General features: G+C 69.0%; 14 protein-coding genes and 1 riboswitch. Of the genes, 11 read left to right on the top strand and 3 right to left on the bottom strand.

Going from position 1 to position 15,579, the window contains the following annotated elements; translation table 11 throughout:
• Positions 1 to 239 precede the first annotated feature (239 nt).
• Together whiG and ACIBU0_RS27130 are read left to right on the top strand one after the other, a co-directional pair.
• Entirely contained in the window at positions 240 to 1,082 is an 843-nt protein-coding gene (gene whiG, locus ACIBU0_RS27135) for an RNA polymerase sigma factor WhiG (protein ID WP_398823197.1), read from the top strand.
• Between the two features lie 116 nt (positions 1,083 to 1,198).
• Entirely contained in the window at positions 1,199 to 1,756 is a 558-nt protein-coding gene (locus tag ACIBU0_RS27130; protein WP_398823826.1) for a TetR/AcrR family transcriptional regulator, read from the top strand.
• Positions 1,757 to 1,796: 40 nt separating this feature from the next.
• Here the strand turns inward: ACIBU0_RS27130 and ACIBU0_RS27125 are convergent, their stop codons facing one another.
• Positions 1,797 to 2,423, bottom strand: a complete 627-nt coding sequence (locus tag ACIBU0_RS27125; RefSeq protein WP_398823194.1) for a murein hydrolase activator EnvC family protein — start codon at positions 2,421 to 2,423, stop codon at positions 1,797 to 1,799.
• 273 nt (positions 2,424 to 2,696) lie between these two features.
• Here ACIBU0_RS27125 and rpsB point away from each other — a divergent pair, with 273 nt between their 5' ends.
• The 6 genes from rpsB (at position 2,697) to ACIBU0_RS27095 (ending at position 7,997) form a co-directional block, all read left to right on the top strand.
• A complete protein-coding gene (rpsB, locus tag ACIBU0_RS27120; protein WP_398823191.1) occupies positions 2,697 to 3,572 on the top strand; it encodes a 30S ribosomal protein S2 in 876 nt (291 codons plus the stop codon).
• A gap of 156 nt (positions 3,573 to 3,728) precedes the next feature.
• Positions 3,729 to 4,565: a translation elongation factor Ts gene (gene tsf, locus ACIBU0_RS27115; protein WP_398823188.1), complete on the top strand. Its 837-nt coding sequence runs from the start codon at positions 3,729 to 3,731 to the stop codon at positions 4,563 to 4,565.
• A 195-nt stretch (positions 4,566 to 4,760) separates the two neighbouring features.
• Entirely contained in the window at positions 4,761 to 5,519 is a 759-nt protein-coding gene (gene pyrH / locus ACIBU0_RS27110; RefSeq protein ID WP_398823184.1) for a UMP kinase, read from the top strand.
• Between the two features lie 166 nt (positions 5,520 to 5,685).
• Positions 5,686 to 6,243, top strand: a complete 558-nt coding sequence (gene frr / locus ACIBU0_RS27105) for a ribosome recycling factor (RefSeq protein ID WP_062709224.1) — start codon at positions 5,686 to 5,688, stop codon at positions 6,241 to 6,243.
• Complete coding sequence (locus ACIBU0_RS27100; protein ID WP_398823180.1) at positions 6,243 to 7,403, top strand: phosphatidate cytidylyltransferase; 1,161 nt, start codon at positions 6,243 to 6,245, stop codon at positions 7,401 to 7,403. The genes frr and ACIBU0_RS27100 overlap by 1 nt, the downstream gene beginning before the upstream one ends.
• A gap of 144 nt (positions 7,404 to 7,547) precedes the next feature.
• Positions 7,548 to 7,997, top strand: a complete 450-nt coding sequence (locus ACIBU0_RS27095; RefSeq protein ID WP_398823177.1) for an SRPBCC family protein — start codon at positions 7,548 to 7,550, stop codon at positions 7,995 to 7,997.
• 109 nt (positions 7,998 to 8,106) lie between these two features.
• Here the strand turns inward: ACIBU0_RS27095 and ACIBU0_RS27090 are convergent, their stop codons facing one another.
• Together ACIBU0_RS27090 and ACIBU0_RS27085 are read right to left on the bottom strand one after the other, a co-directional pair.
• Positions 8,107 to 8,397, bottom strand: a complete 291-nt coding sequence (locus ACIBU0_RS27090; protein WP_398823174.1) for a hypothetical protein — start codon at positions 8,395 to 8,397, stop codon at positions 8,107 to 8,109.
• Positions 8,398 to 8,449: 52 nt separating this feature from the next.
• Positions 8,450 to 11,017, bottom strand: a complete 2,568-nt coding sequence (locus tag ACIBU0_RS27085) for an NACHT domain-containing protein (protein ID WP_398823171.1) — start codon at positions 11,015 to 11,017, stop codon at positions 8,450 to 8,452.
• A 475-nt stretch (positions 11,018 to 11,492) separates the two neighbouring features.
• Between ACIBU0_RS27085 and rlmN the strand changes: the two genes are divergently transcribed.
• The 3 genes from rlmN to ACIBU0_RS27070 all read left to right on the top strand — a co-directional run bounded on the left by rlmN (position 11,493) and on the right by ACIBU0_RS27070 (position 15,572).
• Positions 11,493 to 12,599: a 23S rRNA (adenine(2503)-C(2))-methyltransferase RlmN gene (gene rlmN, locus ACIBU0_RS27080; RefSeq protein WP_398823168.1), complete on the top strand. Its 1,107-nt coding sequence runs from the start codon at positions 11,493 to 11,495 to the stop codon at positions 12,597 to 12,599.
• A gap of 41 nt (positions 12,600 to 12,640) precedes the next feature.
• A riboswitch (TPP riboswitch) is annotated at positions 12,641 to 12,746 on the top strand.
• A gap of 79 nt (positions 12,747 to 12,825) precedes the next feature.
• Positions 12,826 to 13,911: a thiamine ABC transporter substrate binding subunit gene (locus tag ACIBU0_RS27075; protein WP_398823164.1), complete on the top strand. Its 1,086-nt coding sequence runs from the start codon at positions 12,826 to 12,828 to the stop codon at positions 13,909 to 13,911.
• On the top strand, positions 13,887 to 15,572 hold the full coding sequence (locus ACIBU0_RS27070; RefSeq protein ID WP_398823161.1) for an ABC transporter permease: 1,686 nt from the start codon (positions 13,887 to 13,889) through the stop codon (positions 15,570 to 15,572). The genes ACIBU0_RS27075 and ACIBU0_RS27070 overlap by 25 nt, the downstream gene beginning before the upstream one ends.
• Positions 15,573 to 15,579: the final 7 nt, after the last annotated feature.

Here is a 15,579-nt window from a genome sequence, read left to right as displayed (position 1 = left end):
TGGGGTGTTCGGGTGATCACGTAGAGCGATCGCCGTGCCCCGGTGGGGCGTCCAGCGGAACGTATCTGCGCACGGCTTGTGCTCCATCCTTCGCGCACCGCGACACCGCAGTCACGCTACGCTCACGTGAATTCCGGCGCAGAACGGCACCTCGACCCCCGAACGGCACCAGAACCACGTCAGACCGGGCAGCTCCCCCAGGCGGCCCCACTTCACGGCAGAACGGCACAAGGCAACGAATGCCCCAGCACACCTCCGGGCCCGACCGGGCGGCGATCCCCCCAACCGCCCGTGACGGTGGCAGCGTGCGGCCGCCCGCTCCCTCGACACTCGACGAGCTGTGGCGGTCGTACAAGGCGACGGGAGACGAGCGTCTGCGCGAGCAGCTGATTCTTCACTACTCGCCGCTCGTCAAGTACGTGGCGGGCCGGGTGAGCGTCGGTCTGCCGCCCAACGTGGAGCAGGCGGACTTCGTGTCGTCCGGGGTGTTCGGGCTGATCGACGCGATCGAGAAGTTCGACATCGACCGGGAGATCAAGTTCGAGACGTATGCGATCACGCGGATCCGGGGCGCGATGATCGACGAGCTGAGAGCGTTGGACTGGATCCCGAGGTCCGTGCGGCAGAAGGCGCGGAATGTGGAGCGGGCGTACGCGACGCTGGAGGCGCGGCTGCGGCGGACGCCGACGGAGGGGGAGGTGGCCGCCGAGATGGGGATCGCCGTGGACGAACTCCACGCGGTCTTCAGCCAGTTGTCACTGGCCAACGTGGTGGCGCTGGAGGAATTGCTGCACGTCGGCGGTGAGGGCGGCGACGGGCTGAGCGTCATGGACACGCTGGAGGACACCGCCGCGGACAATCCGGTAGAGGTGGCCGAGGACCGGGAACTGCGGCGGTTTCTGGCGCGGGCGATCAACACGCTGCCCGAGCGGGAGAAGACCGTGGTGACGCTGTACTACTACGAAGGGCTCACCCTGGCCGAGATCGGCAACGTGCTCGGTGTGACCGAGAGCCGGGTGAGTCAGATCCACACCAAGTCGGTGCTGCAGCTGCGGGCGAAGCTGGCCGGCTTCGGGCGCTGACCCGGCGCCGTCGGGCGTTGACCTGGCCGGACGTGTGAGGGGATCCGTGCCGAGACTCCCGTCCACGGTGGTGCGTCCGTACAGTGGTTGGCGTGCCAAGGATTCGAGCGGCCTCCGTGGCCGAGCACCGGTCGATGCAGCGAGCCGCCCTGCTGGACGCGGCTCGTTCCCTGTTGTCCGAGGGCGGGACGGAGGCGCTGACCTTCCCGGCTCTCGCCGAGCGGACGGGTCTTGCGCGGTCGTCCGTGTACGAGTACTTCCGGTCGCGGGCCGCCGTGGTCGAGGAGCTGTGTGAGGTCGACTTCCCGGTGTGGGCCGGCGAGGTCGAGGCGGCGATGGCCGCGGCGGACAGGGCCGAGGCCAAGGTCGAGGCGTATGTGCGCAAGCAGCTGGCACTGGTCGGGGACCGGCGGCACCGGGCCGTCGTGGCGATCTCCGCGAGTGAGCTGGATGCCGGGGCGCGGGAGAAGATCCGGGCGGCGCACGGGGGGCTGGTGGCGATGATCGTCGAGGCGTTGGAAGAGATGGGGCACGCGCAGCCCCGCTTGGCGGCGATGCTGGTGCAGGGGGTTGTGGACGCGGCCGTCCGGCGGATCGAGCTGGGGGCGGCCGAGGATCCGGCCGTCATCACGGACGCGGCGGTTGCCATGGCGCTGCGGGGGGTTCGGGGCTGACGCCGACTGGGACCGGGTGCAGGCAGGGCGGGCTGTACGGCTATGCGGGCAGCGGCACCCGGAGTACCGGTAGCAGCCTCGACGGGCCCCGGTGCAGCAGCCACGGGGGCAGCAGGGACAGCGGGTCCAAGTAGGCGTCGCCGCTCCGCAGGCCCCAGTGCAGGCAGGTGACGTCGCAGTGCGAGCCCGTCGCCTCCAGCGCGCCCACCACCTTTCCCGCCGCCACCTCGTCCCCCTTCCGCACCGACGCCCGCACCGGCTCGTACGTCGTCCGCAGGGGTGGGGCACCCGTCCCTGCCAGCTCCACCGACACGACGCCTCTCCCCGCTACCCGGCCCGCGAACGAGACCCGGCCCGCCGCCACCGCTCGTACCGGTGTGCCGGGCTGGGCCGCCAGGTCGATGCCGCGGTGGCCGGGACCGTAGGGCGTCGCCGGGGGCTCCCAGCCTCGTAGGACCCGGGGCCGTAGCCCCACGGGCCAGGCCCGGCCGACCGCGGGCACGTCGACGTCCGGGCCGGACGGCGCGCCGTCGTCCATGGCCGTCGGGGCGGGGGTGGCCGCGGTCGTCAAGGTCAGTCGCGGTGCCGGTGCCAGCAGCACGGCCGCTGTCAGGAGCAGCAAGAACAGCAGCCGGCCGGTTGTCCTCACGTATCGGTTCGCTCGCATGGCAGAACCGTCCCGCAACTCCGCCGATCATGGCCGGGATCTGTGGACAACTCCCGGGTTGTGGACAGCGGCGTCACCCGGCACCTCGCCGGTCCCGTACACTTCTTCTGGCGATCCGGGTCACCGGGTCGACTTCGCACGCCCCGATACGGCCACCGGAAACGGTCCGTATCAGCGCCCCTCGGTCCTTCGTGGCACGGCGCATGTGGGCGTCAGGCGCGGGAGCCGTCCGGCATCCGCGGCACAACCGAGAACATTCAAGGAGATACGGCCATGGCCGTCGTCACGATGCGGGAGCTGCTGGAGAGCGGCGTCCACTTCGGTCACCAGACCCGTCGTTGGAACCCGAAGATGAAGCGCTTCATCTTCACCGAGCGCAACGGCATCTACATCATCGACCTGCTCCAGTCGCTGTCGTACATCGACCGCGCCTACGAGTTCGTCAAGGAGACCGTCGCCCACGGCGGCACGGTCATGTTCGTCGGCACCAAGAAGCAGGCGCAGGAGGCCATCGCCGAGCAGGCCACCCGCGTCGGCATGCCCTACGTCAACCAGCGCTGGCTGGGCGGCATGCTCACCAACTTCTCGACCGTCTACAAGCGTCTGCAGCGCCTCAAGGAGCTCGAGCAGATCGACTTCGAGGACGTCGCCGCGTCCGGTCTGACCAAGAAGGAGCTTCTCGTGCTCTCGCGCGAGAAGGCCAAGCTGGAGAAGACCCTCGGCGGTATCCGCGAGATGCAGAAGGTGCCCAGCGCCGTCTGGATCGTGGACACCAAGAAGGAGCACATCGCCGTTGGTGAGGCCCGGAAGCTGAACATCCCGGTCGTCGCCATCCTCGACACCAACTGCGACCCCGACGAGGTCGACTACAAGATCCCGGGCAACGACGACGCGATCCGCTCCGTCACCCTGCTCACCCGCGTCATCGCCGACGCCGTCGCCGAGGGCCTCATCGCCCGCAGCGGTGTCGCCACCGAGGGCAAGGGCGAGAAGGCCGCGGGCGAGCCGCTCGCCGAGTGGGAGCGCGACCTGCTCGAGGGCGAGAAGAAGACCGACGAGGCCGAGAAGCCGGCCGAGGCCGCTGCCGAGGCTCCGGCCGCTGAGGCCCCCGCTGCCGAGGCTCCGGCCGCCGAGGGCGAGCAGGCCTGACCGTCCCGTCAGCGTTGACGGCGGGGGCGGTGACATGAAGTCCGCCCCCGCCGTTCACCCGTAGGTCAGCGGAGTGACTTCGGCCCCCGCCTTCATGGGGGCGGTAGACCCCGTAGATCTCCGATCTTCCAGACTTCGAGAAAGATTCACAGACTCATGGCGAACTACACCGCCGCCGACGTCAAGAAGCTCCGTGAGCTCACGGGCGCCGGCATGATGGACTGCAAGAAGGCGCTGGACGAGGCCGACGGCAGCGTCGAGAAGGCCGTCGAGGCGCTCCGCATCAAGGGCCAGAAGGGCGTCGCCAAGCGCGAGGGCCGCTCCGCCGAGAACGGCGCCGTGGTCTCGATCATCGCCGACGACAACTCCTCCGGTGTCCTCGTCGAGCTGAAGTGCGAGACGGACTTCGTCGCCAAGGGTGACAAGTTCCAGGCCGTCGCCACCGCGATCGCCGAACACGTCGCCAAGACCTCCCCGGCCGACCTCGAGGCCCTGCTCGCCTCCGAGATCGAGGCCGGCAAGACGGTCCAGGCGTTCGTGGACGAGGCCAACGCGAACCTGGGCGAGAAGATCGTCCTGGACCGCTTCGCCCAGTTCGCCGACGGCTTCGTGCTCGCCTACATGCACCGCACGATGCCCGACCTGCCCCCGCAGATCGGTGTCCTCGTCGAGCTCGACAAGCCGAACGCCGAGGTCGCCAAGGGCATCGCCCAGCACATCGCCGCCTTCGCGCCGAAGTACCTCTCCAAGGAGGACGTGCCGGCCGAGGTCGTCGAGTCCGAGCGCCGTATCGCCGAGGAGACCACCCGCGCCGAGGGCAAGCCCGAGGCCGCGATCGCCAAGATCGTCGAGGGTCGCCTCAACGGCTTCTTCAAGGACGCCACGCTGCTCGGTCAGCCGTACGCGCTCGACAACAAGAAGTCCGTCCAGAAGGTTCTGGACGAGGCCGGTGTCACCCTGAAGCGCTTCACGCGTATCAAGGTCGGCATCTGAGTCCGTACCGCGATCGGCGCCCGACCCCGATAGGGTCGAGGGCAGTCGTCCGCGGACGCCGTCACCACGCACGCGCGCGTGACGGACGACAGCAGATCTGACGAGGAGGCCATTGCCGCGCATGGGATGCGAAACACGCCCCAACCGGCAGTGGCCTTCTTCGTATGTGCATCACGTAACAAAGGCGGGATCTCGATGACCACCAAGGCCCAGAAGAGCGACGACGGCAAAGTACGCGGCCGGTTTCTGCTGAAGCTGTCCGGAGAGGCCTTCTCCGGTGGCGGGGGCCTCGGCGTCGACCCGGACGTGGTGCACAAGATCGCCCGCGAGATCGCCTCCGTCGTACGCGACGGGGCGCAGATCGCGGTCGTCATCGGCGGCGGCAACTTCTTCCGCGGCGCCGAACTCCAGCAGCGCGGCATGGACCGGGCCCGCTCCGACTACATGGGCATGCTCGGCACCGTGATGAACTGCCTCGCCCTCCAGGACTTCCTGGAGAAGGAGGGCATCGACAGCCGGGTCCAGACCGCCATCACCATGGGCCAGGTCGCCGAGCCGTACATCCCGCTGCGCGCCGTACGGCACCTGGAGAAGGGCCGCGTGGTCATCTTCGGCGCCGGTATGGGCATGCCGTACTTCTCCACCGACACCACCGCCGCGCAGCGCGCCCTGGAGATCGACGCCGAGGCGCTGCTCATGGGCAAGAACGGCGTGGACGGGGTCTACGACTCCGACCCGAAGACCAACCCCGACGCGGTCAAGTTCGACTCCCTCGGCTACGGCGAGGTCATCACCCGCGACCTCAAGGTCGCCGACGCCACGGCGATCACCCTGTGCCGCGACAACAAGCTCCCGATCCTCGTCTTCGAGCTGCTGGCGGAGGGCAATATCGCCCGCGCCGTCAATGGTGAGAAGATCGGCACGCTTGTGGGTGAGCAGGGCAGCCAGGGCTGACGCCCCAGAACGACCCCGTCCGGGGGACGGACGGGACGGACCCTGACCGGGGGATGGACAATGTCCTGCTGGTCGGGAACCGTGCAGGAAGAAGACGCGACGCAGCCGGCCGCCGCCCCACCCAGGAACCGCAGCCGGGCCTTTACTCAAGACGCAGGAGCAAGTGGTGATCGAAGAGACCCTCCTCGAGGCCGAGGAGAAGATGGAGAAGGCCGTCGTGGTCGCCAAGGAGGACTTCGCCGCGATCCGCACCGGCCGTGCGCACCCGGCGATGTTCAACAAGATCGTGGCCGACTACTACGGCGCGCCGACGCCGATCAACCAGCTGGCTTCGTTCTCCGTGCCGGAGCCGCGCATGGCGGTCGTGACCCCGTTCGACAAGACCGCGCTGCGCAACATCGAGCAGGCGATCCGGGACTCCGACCTGGGCGTCAACCCGAGCAACGACGGCAACATCATCCGAGTGGTGTTCCCCGAGCTCACCGAGGAGCGCCGCCGCGACTACATCAAGGTCGCCAAGGGCAAGGCCGAGGACGCACGCGTGTCCATCCGCTCCGTCCGCCGCAAGGCCAAGGACGCCATCGACAAGCTGATCAAGGACGGCGAGATCGGTGAGGACGAGGGCCGCCGTGCGGAGAAGGAGCTCGACGACACCACGCACAAGTACGTCGCCCAGGTGGACGAGCTCCTGAAGCACAAGGAAGCGGAGCTGCTCGAGGTCTGATGAACGACTCTTCCTGGGGGGCGCCGCCGGGGACCGGGCAAGCCGGGTACTGGGGGGCCACCGAGCGTGGACCGGTCCAGGGGGCTGCCCCGGCGGGTCCCGCGTACGATGCGCCTGAGGCGCAGCAGACTCGCCCCATGCCCATGGTGCCGGACGGACCCGCGTATGGCGGAGACCAGGATGACGACGACCGGGGGGCCGCTCGGCTGAGCGGCCCCTTGTTCCGCGAACGGCCGCCGCATGCGCGGCCCTACGACACGCCGCATGCGCGGCCCTACGAGGCGGCGCAGCAGAATCCGGAGCCCATGCCCGACGCCCCGCAGCCGGCGCCCCAGCCGCAGAAGAAGAGCGCGGGGCGCGACCTGAGCGCTGCCATAGGGGTCGGCGTCGGGCTGGGCGTGGTGATCGTCGCGTCGCTGTTCGTCGTCAAGGCCGTGTTCGTCGGTGTGATCGCGGTCGCGGTGGTCGTGGGTCTGTGGGAGCTGACCAAGCGGCTCGAGGAACGCAAGGCCATCAAGGCTCCGCTCGTCCCGCTCGCGCTCGGCGGCGCGGCCATGGTCGTCGCCGGGTACGTCCGGGGCGCCGAGGGCGCCTGGGTGGCGATGGCGCTGACCGCGCTGGCCGTACTGGTCTGGCGCATGACCGAGCCACCGGAGAACTACCTCAAGGACGTCACCGCGGGCGTCTTCGCGGCGTTCTACGTGCCCTTCCTGGCGACGTTCGTCGCGATGATGCTGACGGCCGACGACGGGGCCTGGCGGGTCCTCACCTTCCTGCTCCTGACGGTCGTCAGCGACACCGGCGCCTACGCCGTCGGCTGGCGCTTCGGCAAGCACAAGCTCGCCCCGCGCATCAGCCCCGGCAAGACCCGCGAGGGGCTGCTCGGCGCGGTCAGCTTCGCGATGGTGGCGGGCGCGCTGTGCATGGAGTTCCTGATCGACGACGGCGCCTGGTGGCAGGGCCTGCTGCTCGGCCTCGCGGTCGCCGCCAGCGCCACGCTGGGCGACCTCGGCGAGTCGATGATCAAGCGTGACCTGGGCATCAAGGACATGGGCACGCTGCTGCCGGGCCATGGCGGGATCATGGACCGGCTGGATTCGTTGCTGCCCACGGCGCCGGTGGTGTGGCTGCTGCTGGTGCTGTTCGTGGGGTCGGGCTGAGGGCCCGTAAGCATGGGCGTCAGGAGCCTCCGCTCGTTGCCGAGTGGGGGCTCCTTGCTTGCTGCTCGCCGCGCGATGGTGCCGCGGGGAATCTGGTGGGACGATTCCCGTGTACGCCCTCAGGACACCTCAAAGGGGGTCACCATGACCGCCATCCGAGAAGTCATCGACATCGACCGGACGCCGGACGAGGTCTACGCGTATGTCACCGACCCCTCCCATCTGCCGGAATGGCAGCTGAGTGCCGTCTCCGCGGATCTGCTCGACGAGGGGCCCACCCACACCGGCTCCCGGGTCAAGGTCACCCGGCGCGTCGGCAGCCGAGAGATTCCGATGACCGTGGAGTTCACCCAGCTCGACCCACCGCACAGCTGGGATCTGCACGGAATCGAGGGCCCCGTCAGGCCACGGGCCCACGGCGAGATCGAGCCGCTCGACGACGGGCGGCGCTCCCGCGTGACGATCGAGCTCGACTTCGACGGGCACGGCCTCGGCAAGGTCCTGGTGCCCCTTGTCGTCCGCCCCCAGGTCCGCAAGGAACTGCCGCGCGACGAGCAACTCCTCAAGGAGAGGCTGGAGGGTACGGCCGACTAGGACGTGCCCGGCCGATCATGTGACTGCGGATGCGGATGCGGATGCGGATGCGGATGCGGATGCGGAGAGCGGGCGCCTGCGGCCCTTGCCGGCAGCCGGTGGTGGTCAGCTAGCGGTCCGGGAATCGAGACACTCCGAGCAGGGCTGTGCCGGTGAGGAACACACCGGCGCCGGCCGCGAGGAGCGTGAGCAACACGTGTCCTGTCGGAGTGAAGACGAAAATACCCGCGAAGCAGCCAAGACCACTTCCCGTGAGTACCAGACCGAGCCCATGGGGCACGGGCCGCAGGACGCCGGCTCGCTCCCAGGGATGGATCCAGCCGGTGAGCAGCTCGGCTACCCCGCTCACCGCAACAGCCGAGCTCAATGCGATGAGCGCCCCCAGCACCACGTACCGCATCCCACCTCCCGGCGGGCATCGTCGCACAGGAGGGCTTCGGCGACCACAGGTCCTAGCTGCCGTGACGACGAAGGACCGGAGCGCTGTCTCCACCGGTCAGCAGCTGTACGTGCGCCAATAGTTCATGGCGTTGGTACGCACGCGCAGTAGGTTCGCCGGCCATGGCATGCATGCGTTCACGCGCCTGATCGCGGTACGGCGCGCCGAGCTCGCTCAGGGCTGCCACTGCGGCGTAACGATCGTCGAAGGTGTTTGTTGTGTCGGCCGACAGTTCCAGCAACACCTCGGCCACCTGAGACAGATACTCGCCGTCGAAGTCCAGTAGTGACTCCGCTGCGTGAATTCGCTTCGCAGGGCCGGCAGCGGGCGAGTTCATGATCTCGAACATGTGCTGGGTCGCATGATCGGCCCACTCAGGAGCCATGGCGTGAAGGGTGTCGATGAGCGTCATGCGGTCCACGACGGACTCGAGTTCCAGGTTGCACACCAGCGAGCAGAAGAGATCGGTGTCGTCACCTGGCTTGGGTTGCTGAGTACAGCCGAGCGTACTGAGCAGATCCCTGACGACCGACTGTTCGCGGATGTCCAGTGGCTCGTCTGCGACCGGGCAGGGGGCGACCTCCTCGGTATGGGTGAGGACCTGCGCCACCGGGACTTGCTCGGCGAGATATGCGCGGGCCAGGGGGTCCGACATCCGACCGGCGACGCGCCGGCTCGCCGCGGGCAGGCTGGGCAGGAGCGACAAGAACGTCCTCAGCTGGGCCGGCGCGTACGGGCAGCCCTCAGCCATCAGGACCCCCGCGGCATGCTGATGCCCTGCGCTGCCCTCCAGCAGCCAGGTCAGCAACGCATCCGCCGCCAAAGGGCGCCGATGGGCGTAGTGAACGAGTGCGGTGCGGTGGTCGCGCCCCTTGCGCCCTGTGAAGCGCGCGGCCTCGAATGCGAACGTCTGCCATTGCTCGGAGCTTCCGTCGAAACGATCGGGAAGATCCATGGCACGAGCCTCAGCCGCAAGGAATTCGGCGAAACTCGCATGCAGGAACCGGATCGATCCCTCGGCCGCCGCGAGGAGCCCACTCGATGTCAACAGGGCTGCCACGGACTCACCCCACCCAGGAATGCCGGTCTGCGCGCGGGGGCCGACCTTCGGACGCAGCCACTCCAGCGCGACCGTCAGGAGGTCGAAGGGGGCCCGCTGATCGGATTCGTCGGAGTGGCCTGCGGGTACGGAAAGGTGCCGAACCGCCTGAGTGGCGATATGCCGCAAGACACCGTCGAGGTTCTCCTCGAGAAACCGGACGGCCTCCAGGGCCCATGGGGCCATGCCCGCGTGCGCACGCATCTGGCGGAACAGATGGTCGCGCTGTGTGGCTTTCGCGCTCGTGAGATAGGTCCGGTACTGGTCGAAGAGAGCGTACTGATTGTTCGGCAGCCTCTGTTCGGGCCAAGCTTCGAACACGGCGGCGGCCACGGCCGCCAGCAGCGGGACCGCCACCAGATCGCGCAGTTCCGCTGCGTCGACCTGCTGCAGGAACTCATGGGCCTGACGGCGTCCACGATCATGGGTCCCGAACCAGCGCTCGGCGAACGTCTCCAGCTGTGAGCGGTCGAAGGGGGCCATGGTGAAGACGAGGAAGCCGCTTTCGACGAAGCGGTTCCGTTCCACCGGGTGCAGCGGACGGCACGATGCGATGATCTTGATGTGGCCGGCGCGGCCGGCCTCGCTCCCGGCGATGGTGGTGAGGTGGTGGGCCAGGCGGTTACGTGCCTCCATGGGAATCTCGTCGAACCCGTCCACCAGGAGCAGCCAGGAGTAGCCGTCGGGGAGCAGTCGTTTCGTGGCGTCGACGAACCGCCGTTCGTGGTGCTCGGTCCCCGCGAAGACGAGCCGGGACAATGCCCGGTCCACGCCGCCCGGGCCAGAGGTCAGCTGTTCGGCCGTCGCCCAGACCGGGACGCTGGCGTTCCGCTTCAGTGTCGCGTTGAGGAGTCCGGCGGACAGGTTCCCGGCGAGTCTGGCCAGCAAGGTCGACTTCCCGCTGCCCGGACCCGACTCCAGGAGGAGATGGCAGCCGGCGGGATCTTCGAGGATGTCCTCGATGTGTCCTCGCTTGGCTTCTGCCACCGGTTCACCGGCCGGGTGGGATGCCTCCAGCTGCTGCTGGACGTGTACGGCCGACAGCGGTCTTCGCGCGCCGGTGCCGCTGTGAACGACGTAGGGCCATGCCTCTCCCCGCTCCATCTGTTCCACGAGCAGGGGGAGCAGGGGAGACGGAACCGGCGGCGACGGAGCCCTGACAGCATGCCGGACGGGTTGGGCCGATTCGAGGAGTTCGTTGAGGTGTCGACGGCTGGGCTGCTCCCCGGCCCAACGTGACCAGAGCCGTACCAGGGCCCAGAGTTTCGGCTCGTTGGCCACCGTCGGTGCCTGGCGGCTCCGCGGCTCGTCGGTCAGCCAGTTACTCAGACGGCGTGCGTCCAGATCGACCTGGAATTCCCTGCTGAGGATTTTCGCGGTCTCGCGACGGGAGTACGCAATCCCCAGCCCCCTCCGATTCGCCTTGGCCCTGCGTTCCAGGCCGCGCAGGTACGCATGGAGTGCGTGGTCCGGATAGTCCACGTCCTCCCGTCCCCTCCAGACGACCCTTCACTGCCCGCTGCGGGCACCGCCGGGCAGCCCGTGAACTGCAGGGTAAGAGCGCGGCCGCCCGGCCCGCCCGCACTTTCCCGGGATTCGGTCCTCGACCGCGCACCGTCTGGAGGGAGACGTACAACGCCACCCGGGAGGAATCATGAGGCGCACCAGCCGCCCCACCATTGAGCGCCTGTACAAAGCCGCGCTGTTTGCGGCGGTACGCGGAGCAGCCGCCGCAGCAGGGTCGTCAGTGGTGGCCCTCGCGGTGTGGGCATTCCAGCGTTGACTGGGAGGGGCGATGACCTGCGCAGATGCCTCGTGCCGGCCGAGGGGCGATCCGTCCGTGGGCCGTCCCCAGGCCGGCCGAGGGGCCCACGACGGGGGAGGCGACCGGCAACGACCACCGCGCACGGCACGGTCCCCCAGGTCACCCGATTGGATCTGCGACACTGGACGGGCCATGCCTAAGCCCGGAGAACTCACTTTCGTCGCCCCGCGCGGAGCCAAGAAGCCGCCGCGGCACCTTGCCGACCTCACGCCCGCCGAGCGCAAGGACGCTGTCGCCGCGATCGGCGAGAAGCCGTTTCGTGCCAAGCAGCTCTCGCAGCACTACTTCGCGCGGTACGCGCACGACCCGGAGCAGTGGACCGACATCCCCGCTGGTTCGCGCGCCAAGCTGCGGGAGGAGCTCTTCCCGGAGCTCATGACCGTCGTACGGCATCTGTCGACCGACCAGGGCGACACGCGCAAGACGCTGTGGCGGCTGTTCGACGGGACGCTCGTCGAGTCGGTGCTGATGCGGTACCCGGACCGGGTGACCATGTGCATCAGCTCGCAGGCGGGGTGCGGGATGAACTGCCCGTTCTGCGCCACGGGGCAGGCGGGGCTGGACCGGAATCTGTCGACCGCCGAGATCGTCCATCAGATCGTGGACGGGATGCGGGCGCTGCGCGACGGCGAGGTCCCGGGCGGGGCGGCGCGGCTCTCCAACATCGTCTTCATGGGCATGGGCGAGCCGCTCGCCAACTACAACCGGGTCGTGGGGGCCATCCGGCGCCTCACCGATCCCGAGCCCGACGGGCTGGGGCTGTCGCAGCGCGGGATCACCGTCTCGACCGTCGGTCTCGTCCCGGCCATCCACCGGTTCGCCGACGAGGGCTTCAAGTGCCGGCTCGCGATCTCGCTGCACGCGCCCGACGACGAGCTGCGCGACACCCTCGTCCCCGTGAACACGCGGTGGAAGGTGCGCGAGGTGCTCGACGCCGGGTTCGAGTACGTCGAGAAGAGCGGCCGTCGGCTGTCCATCGAGTACGCCCTCATCCGGGACATCAACGACCAGGCCTGGCGCGGTGACCGGCTCGGGCGGCTGCTCAAGGGCAAGCCCGTGCACGTGAACCTGATTCCGCTGAACCCGACGCCCGGCTCGAAGTGGACCGCCTCCCGGCCCGAGGACGAGAAGGCGTTCGTCGAGGCCATCGCCGCGCATGGTGTACCGGTGACGATCCGGGACACCCGTGGCCAGGAGATCGACGGGGCCTGCGGTCAGCTCGCCGCCACCGAGCGGTAATCTGAGCGCGTACCACCACGTACATCCGTACGAACATCTGCATATTCCGACAGGGGAGCGCCACAGCGCTGAGAGTGCGGCACCGGCCGCAGACCCTCTGAACCTCGCCCAGGTCATTCTGGGTAGGAAGTTCGGTCATCACTCAAGCTGTTGCGCCCTGCCCAGGAGCCGAAAGGACTCGTGGGCAGGGCCGCGTCTCTTCCTGGTCCACCCCAGGAGGAATTTCGTGAGCACCACCAAGAAGTTCGCGGCCGTGGCCGTCGGGCTGGGCCTCGTCACGCTGTCCGCGTGCGGTTCGTCCGACTCGGGCAGCGACACCGGCGAGTCCAAGAGCAAGAACATCACGCTCGTCAGCCATGACTCATGGGCCGTCTCCAAGGGCGTCCTCGCCGCCTTCGAGAAGCAGTCCGGCTACCAGGTCAAGGTCCTGCCGAACGGCGACGCCGGGCAGGCCGTCAACAAGGCGATCCTGACCAAGGACAACCCGCAGGGCGACGTCTTCTTCGGCGTCGACAACACCCTGCTCTCGCGGGCCCTCGACAACGACCTGTTCCAGTCGTACGAGGCGAAGGGCGCCGACAGCATCAAGCCCGAGTACCTCGCCGACAAGGACGAGCACCGGGTCACGCCCATCGACACCGGCGACATCTGCGTCAACTACGACAAGGCGTACTTCAGCGAGCACAAGCTGACCCCGCCCGCCTCCTTCGACGACCTGATCAAGCCCGAGTACAAGAACCTCCTGGTCACCGAGAACGCCTCCACCTCCTCTCCCGGCCTCGGCTTCCTGCTCGGCACCGCCGCGAAGTACGGCGATGGGGGCTGGCAGGGCTACTGGAAGAAGCTGAAGGCCAACGGCGTCAAGGTCGTCGACGGCTGGGAGCAGGCCTACAACGACGAGTTCTCCGGTTCCGCCGGCGGCAAGAAGGCCAAGGCCGACCGGCCGCTCGTCGTGTCGTACGCCTCCTCACCGCCCGCCGAGGTGATCTACGGCGACCCGAAGCCGGCCACCGCGCCCACCGGCGTCGCGACCGGCACCTGCTTCCGCCAGGTCGAGTACGCGGGTCTGCTGAGCAACGCCAGGAACGCCGAGGGCGGCAAGGCGCTCATCGACTTCCTGCTGACGAAGACCTTCCAGGAGGACATGCCGCTCAACATGTTCGTCTACCCCGTGGTCGAGGGCGCCCAGGTGCCCGAGGAGTTCACCGAGTACGGCCCGCAGGCCGAGGACCCCGAGACCATGGACCCGGCGAAGATCGCCGACAACCGTGACGACTGGGTCAAGTCGTGGACGTCGCTCGTACTGAAGTAGAGCCGCGCAAGGCCCGTACGAGGGCCTTCAAGGCCGGCACGGCGGTGCGGCTCGGCCTCATCGCCGTGCCCGTCGCGTTCTTCGCGGTCTTCTTCGCCTACCCCGTCTCCGCGATCGTCGCGCGCGGTCTGAAGGTCGACGGCGCCTGGCAGTTCGGGCGCCTCACCGAGGTGCTCGGACAGTCCGACATCCGGCACGTCCTGTGGTTCACCACCTGGCAGGCGCTCGCCTCGACCGCGCTGACCCTGCTGATCGCGCTGCCGGGCGCCTATGTCTTCGCCCGCTTCGACTTCCCCGGCAAACAGGTCCTGCGGGCCGTGGTGACCGTCCCCTTCGTGCTGCCGACGGTCGTCGTCGGGACGGCGTTCCTCGCGCTCGTGGGCCGCGGCGGGCTCCTCGACGAGCTGTGGGGCGTACGGCTCGACACCACCGTGTGGGCGATCCTCCTCGCGCACGTCTTCTTCAACTACGCCGTCGTCGTGCGCACGGTCGGCGGGCTCTGGTCCCAGCTCGACCCGCGGCAGGAGGAAGCCGCGCGGATGCTCGGGGCGTCGCCGCTGAAGGCCTGGCGCCAGGTCACCCTTCCGGCCCTCGGGCCCGCCGTGGCCGCCGCCGCGCTCATGGTCTTCCTGTTCACCTTCACCTCCTTCGGCGTCGTCCAGATCCTCGGCGGGCCGACCTTCTCGACTCTCGAAGTGGAGATCTACCGCCAGACCTCCGAGATCTTCGACCTGTCCACGGCCGCCGTCCTGACGATCATCCAGTTCGTGGCCGTCGGCGCGATCCTCGCCGTGCACGCCTGGACGGTACGGCGGCGGGAGAGCGCCCTGCGCCTGGTGGACGCGTCCGTGACCGCGCGTCGGCCGCGCGGGGCGGGGCAGTGGGCGTTGCTGGCCGGTGTCCTGGCCGTCATCGTCGTACTCCTGCTGCTGCCGCTGGCCGTGCTGGTGCAGCGGTCGCTGGACGCGCCGGACCTCGGCTACTACCGGGCGCTGACGAGCGCCGACGGCGGGGTCTTCCTCGTGCCGCCGATCGAGGCGATCGGCAATTCGCTCCAGTACGCCGTCGTCGCCACCCTCATCGCCGTGCTGATCGGCGGTCTCGCGGCGGCCGCGCTGACCCGGCGGGACGCGGGCCGGTTCGTACGGGGCTTCGACGCGCTGCTGATGCTGCCGCTCGGGGTGTCGGCGGTGACGGTCGGTTTCGGGTTCCTGATCGCGCTGGACGAGCCGCCCCTCGACCTCCGCAGCACGTGGATCCTCGTGCCGCTGGCCCAGGCGCTGGTCGGGGTGCCCTTCGTCGTACGGACCATGCTGCCGGTGCTGCGGGCCGTGGACCAGCGGCTGCGGGAGGCGGCGGCGGTGCTGGGGGCGTCGCCGTGGCGGGTCTGGCGGGAGGTGGATCTGCCGATGGTGCGGCGGGCGCTGCTGATCGCTGCCGGGTTCGCGTTCGCGGTGTCGCTGGGGGAGTTCGGGGCGACCGTGTTCATCGCGCGGCCGGACAATCCGACGCTGCCGGTCGCCGTGGCCCGGCTGCTGGGGCGGGCAGGCGAGCTCAACTACGGCCAGGCGATGGCCCTTTCGACGGTACTGATGGTGGTGTGCGCGGTGGCGCTGCTGGTGCTGGAGCGGCTTCGTACGGATCGGACGGGGGAGTTCTAGATGGTGC

This window comes from Streptomyces sp. NPDC049627, from assembly GCF_044465645.1.
In the GTDB taxonomy this organism is placed as follows: Bacteria; Actinomycetota; Actinomycetes; order Streptomycetales; family Streptomycetaceae; genus Streptomyces.
The sequence above is the reverse complement of the archived record's forward strand: the minus strand, read 5'-3'. Positions and strand labels throughout refer to the sequence as shown.